General features: G+C 33.5%; 3 protein-coding genes. 2 read left to right on the top strand and 1 reads right to left on the bottom strand.

What is annotated here, in order from left to right; all coding sequences use genetic code 11:
- The first annotated feature begins 112 nt into the window (after positions 1-112).
- Positions 113-451, top strand: a complete 339-nt coding sequence (locus tag GJV76_RS15180) for a hypothetical protein (protein WP_196216246.1) — start codon at positions 113-115, stop codon at positions 449-451.
- 183 nt (positions 452-634) lie between these two features.
- On the opposite strand, the gene GJV76_RS15175 is transcribed toward GJV76_RS15180, so the two are convergent.
- The gene (locus GJV76_RS15175) at positions 635-1,339 is read right to left on the bottom strand and encodes an SMI1/KNR4 family protein (protein ID WP_155093429.1); all 705 of its coding nucleotides are present in this window, start codon (positions 1,337-1,339) and stop codon (positions 635-637) included.
- A gap of 1,092 nt (positions 1,340-2,431) precedes the next feature.
- Between GJV76_RS15175 and GJV76_RS15170 the strand changes: the two genes are divergently transcribed.
- Positions 2,432-4,369 (top strand): outer membrane protein assembly factor BamB family protein, encoded by a 1,938-nt coding sequence (locus tag GJV76_RS15170; protein ID WP_155093428.1) that lies wholly within the window; start codon positions 2,432-2,434, stop codon positions 4,367-4,369.
- Positions 4,370-4,816: the final 447 nt, after the last annotated feature.

Raw genomic sequence — 4,816 nt, 5'->3', positions numbered from 1 at the left:
GCTGCTTAACTAATTGTCCAGATTTCGTTTGGATATCCATATCAATAAAACGCATCTATTCTTTCATTGGATATTGTTTGTTCTAATTTCCTTTGTACAGACAGCTGTTTCTATGTATACTTTGAGAGATAGACCATCGGGTGATATTACTTTTAACTTTTATCAAGATGTCTTAGTCGGAGCGTTAATTGTTAGTGTGTTTTATAGTTTACTTCTATTAGTTGTTTTGCGTATCCAATCTTTTGGTATACAAGTAGTCATTCACAGTCTCATAGTTATAGTACTTTGGTTCTATGAGGACTTATTGGTCTTTGGGGATAGAGAAGCTGGATGGAGTACCTATAGTCTTAAAGCGTCAATAGTACATACCCTACAGTTATCGGTAATTCCCATCGTTATTAGCCTGCTTGTTTACCTTCCGATTTTATACTGTCTGAGAAGGAAAGTATAGTCAATCTTTTTCTTGTTAGAATCTTTTGTACACAGTTAGGCATAGATTATAAGTAGAAGAATGCAGTAGTTGTACACAAATAAATCAATCACTGAATAAGATACAACATAGGGTAGAAGCAAAGCGTTCTATGCTTTTGTTTTTAGTATAGAACACTTTGTGTATTGTTTGTATAAACTATTTTTATTGATAAGGGTTTTCTATTACTTCACAATTGTTGAGAAATTCAGTAAATGAGTTAGCAACTTTCACAAAGTAAGCTTTCTTGAACAAATCCTCCATCTTTCTTTTTTCTTCTCCTTCTAAGTTGTTGTATATTTCAGGAGTTAGTTTATGAGTGTCGATGATTACTTGTGCAGCCTTATCATAGTAATCTCCGTGGAACTTTGCAGGATGTGTTGCATTGTTATACGAGTAGTATACAGCACCGTACTCTTCTTCTTCAAGTGAGATAGCTAATAGGTCTCCTGAAGCTTCATGACTTGTCATACCAATTGACATCATGAGGGTAGGTAAGACGTCAAAGTCTTCTCTCGAATAGGCATTCGATGCCTCTAAAGTGTACAAATCTTCATTGGTTACCTCATCGATATTCATTTCATCAGGTAGCCATACTGCGAAGAAGCAATAGATATTTGGTCTCACCATGGGTTTTCCTTCTGCACGTACCCATTGTAATGGTGTATCGAATACAATATCGTGGCTGTGCCCTTCATCTATTACTCCAGGAGAGACATATCCACCATTGTTTTGCAAGAGAAACGCTTTGTAATCTTCAGGCAAAGGAGGAAAACTAAATTTATCTATTAGGCGCTTTTCGAATGTATTGATTTGCTCTTTACTCAGCGCAGGGAATGAGTCTTTCAGTATTATTTTGTTTCTTATCATAGCGATTAGTATTTATCGTTTAGCATGTGACTATCCTTTGAGATATGACAAATAATAGTCTCTACATTAGTATCGAAAGGTAAATAATAAAAGGGTAATAATGTAATTATAAATTCATAATATGTAATGGCATCTTACATCGTACGAAGATTATCTCATAGTTATTTATGAATACTATTTTTTCTGAAGAGCGATTGTGTTAATTGTTCTTTTGATAGATCAGAAGAGTCGGTTTACGCAGCATAAAAGAAAACCTTTTGCTGTGTGTAATCAGGTGGGGTAGTTAATTAGTATTCCGCAATGAAAGGAGAGAGGTGTAAGATTTTTAAACATTGAACCAAACTCACCTAAAACAGCTATTACTTTGTCTTTGAGTTACGATATCAAATTACTGCAAAATAGCTTTGTCTGTATTTCTCTCAGGTTTATAATGAATACCTTGTCTTTAGGTAGTAAACATATAAATGCGATGATGTCTCTTAAGTAGTTAAGAGTCTATATAGGTATAAAAACGTCAATAGAATAGGTACAAATGATAGTATTCTTTCCCAAGTCAATCACCTAAGGGGCTGGGTATATTGAGGTGTATTGTAGCTATCCCTGTGGACAATACACTTTTAAAACAAACAGAGGGGCTGTCTTTTTTTATTGTTAAATTGATATTAATCCTTTAGATGTATGATTAAACTATTTTCTTGTGTAGTATTAGTTTTATCTTATTTCTTATCAGTTTGTTATGTGTTTTAATTAAAGGGAGTGAATATTAATTTATAGTAATAAAATATATTATTTTTTTTATTGAATTTGTATTTTATTATGTTAATTTGTGTTGATTTTTGATTGTGGTTATTTTAGGGATGATATGTTTATTTGGGTGTGGCCAAATGGTGATGTGGAGCTAAAGAAAGTGTATTAGTCTTTTACTTAGAAGAGGAGAGTGTGATCGTAAACGTTGTTTTAAAATATAATACATCACTATGAATGGGGAGAGGAAAAGGGCTTGAAACTTTGACATTGAAATGAGATTATCAATAGTAAAACAGAATATGCTATACAGCAAGAAGAGTTAGAAAAACTTTTAATAACAAATATATGAATGTAAAGTACTATTTATTAGCTGGCGTGTTGTGTTCTATTGGAGCCACTGCTCAAGTCAATGTAGAGTTAAAGCACAATATTGAACAAGTGCTATTAGAGCCACTCACAGGAAATGTCATTGTAGAAGACAAGGAAAATATTTCCAGTATCAATGGAGAGACACATCAGATCGATTGGTCTTTTGCAAAAAAAGATTATTCAAGTACAACTGCAATGCAGGGAGCTGCTTCAACTTTAAATAAGTTAGAGAATAACGATTTCTTAGGAGCTTTTCAGAAAGATGAAGAAGTGGTTTTAATTCCAAATTCTCCTTATGCGTCCGTTCGTTTGGAACACAATGACTTAATTATCAATTCTACGACAGGAGAAGTTGTGTTTAACTCTGCAGAAATGCAGTATAGGATTCTACAGACGTACTACTTACTTGGAGAGAATACATTATTAATCTTAGGAACACAAGGTGAAAGTATTGATTTCTTGAGCTATGATATCGCTGGTAAGCAAGTATTATGGACTAATAAATTAGGTACATTAGATAGTTTAAGTAAGTCTTTGGGGAGTTTGTTTAAGGCATTTATAGGAAAAGGGGCTCCTATTACAGAAGATAAAATATTGACTACTTCAGACGAAATCTTTGTGACTGTAAAAGGTGTACTATACAATATTAATAAGCAGTCTGGAGTTGTCAACTGGAATACTGCCTATATTATTACAAATTTCTTCTTGAATCAAAATAGAGATAAGGCTATCATCATCACTGATGAATCTTCCTTCTTCTCTTATAAGTATGCACTAAACGTATTGACTCTTGGAGATGGAGAAAAACTATGGAAGAAGGATATTGTAACTAAACGCATTAGCTATTTAGAAGATCACAAAGATAAGCTGTTGGTAGCACATACATCTGGGTTTAACTTCTACAGCTATGAGTCTGGTCAGAAGATATGGAAGAAAGATGCTAAAGGGAAGAATATAAAACAAGTAATTCCTGTGGATAACGATTATCTATACATTGCTGATAATGAAATGAATTTAGTCGATGGAGATGGACAAAACAAATGGAAGAAATTCGTAGAGATTGCGGATGATGAAAAAGACGAGGTGTATTATTTAGGAAAAGCGGGTGATGACCGTGTATTCTATTTAACAGATACATATGGAAATATGGTAGATTATACTTCTGGCAAGAAAATATGGAAAAAGAATGTGAAGTTCGATAAGAAAAGACCATTAGTATATTCGGTTATGGATGACAAATTTGTTGTGTATAACAATAAAAGAATCTACACGTTTAATAATTCGAGTAAAGAAGATCCTAAACCGAAAGGTAAAGTAGAAGTGAAGAATGATAAGACAATCAAGAGCATTGAGACATTTGATTGGGGAATTTGTATCGTAGGTGAGAATGATGTGATTGGATTAGACTTGGAGGGAAATGAATTGTATCACAATGTATATAAGGAACCAGGTGAGGCAGAAAGACGTCTAATGAAATCTGCGGGTATTGTTGGTGGCGCTTTTTTAGGAGCATCTCAATCGGCAAATAATGCTGCTGCTAATGCAACTGTGACAATGACTTACCGAGACACCAATGGACAACTTCGCTCTGAAACTAATACCTTGCTAACAGATGCAGCACAAAAACGTGCAAATAAGAAAGCAGACGCTTATGGAGAGGTTGCAGATGCATTGGATAAGAACCTAACTTCTAAGGTACGCTCGCGCTTCAATGCAATGAAACAAAATGATGAATACGCATTCGTTGCAAACCGCGGAGAGAAAGGACCAGAGTTGATAAAAGTGAGAAAAAAAGACGGGCAAGAAGTTGCTAAGGTTTTATTAGATAGCAATAAACCTTTATACGAAGTAGACCCAATTAATGAAAACTTGTATTATGCCAGTGGTAGTACCTTGAAAATCTATTCAAAATAAAAGTAATTTATCAAAATAAAAGAGGCTAAAGGCCTCTTTTTTTTGATAGATCTGTTTAAAACAGGACGATAGATAATTCTTAAGATAATGAGTTGGCGAGTTAGTAAAAAAAAAGAGCACTATTAGAGTGCTCTTTTCGTTTGTGTAAATCACTTACTTTTTATCTGATTGCGTACGATTAATCTGCTGCAACTGTTGATACATATTTAAGAATAACAACATATTCTGTTCCTGCAGGTAATGTGCTGTACATATTATTACTTCCAAAACGGAATTGCACTGAAGTGTCTTTTGTATTTACTACATCAGTTACATTGCTTACAAGAAGTGAGTTTGTTTTATTAAAAATTTGAGCAGATAATAAATAATCTATATTATCTATAAGTATTGGATCAATAATAGTATTGTAACCCGTTGGGTGTAATTAAATGATTTGATTTTTAATAT

The sequence above is a fragment of the Myroides albus genome, from assembly GCF_009711045.1.
GTDB classification, from domain to species: Bacteria; Bacteroidota; Bacteroidia; order Flavobacteriales; family Flavobacteriaceae; genus Flavobacterium; species Flavobacterium album_A.
Note: the sequence above shows the minus strand (reverse complement) of the source record. Positions and strands in the feature narration are given on the sequence as shown.

What these genes read in the sequence shown, in the direction of transcription:
- GJV76_RS15180 (WP_196216246.1), top strand. Translation starts at nt 113, where the DNA reads ATGTATACTTTGAGAGATAGACCATCGGGTGATATTACTTTTAACTTT.
- GJV76_RS15175 (WP_155093429.1), bottom strand. Translation starts at nt 1,339, where the DNA reads ATGATAAGAAACAAAATAATACTGAAAGACTCATTCCCTGCGCTGAGT.
- GJV76_RS15170 (WP_155093428.1), top strand. Translation starts at nt 2,432, where the DNA reads ATGAATGTAAAGTACTATTTATTAGCTGGCGTGTTGTGTTCTATTGGA.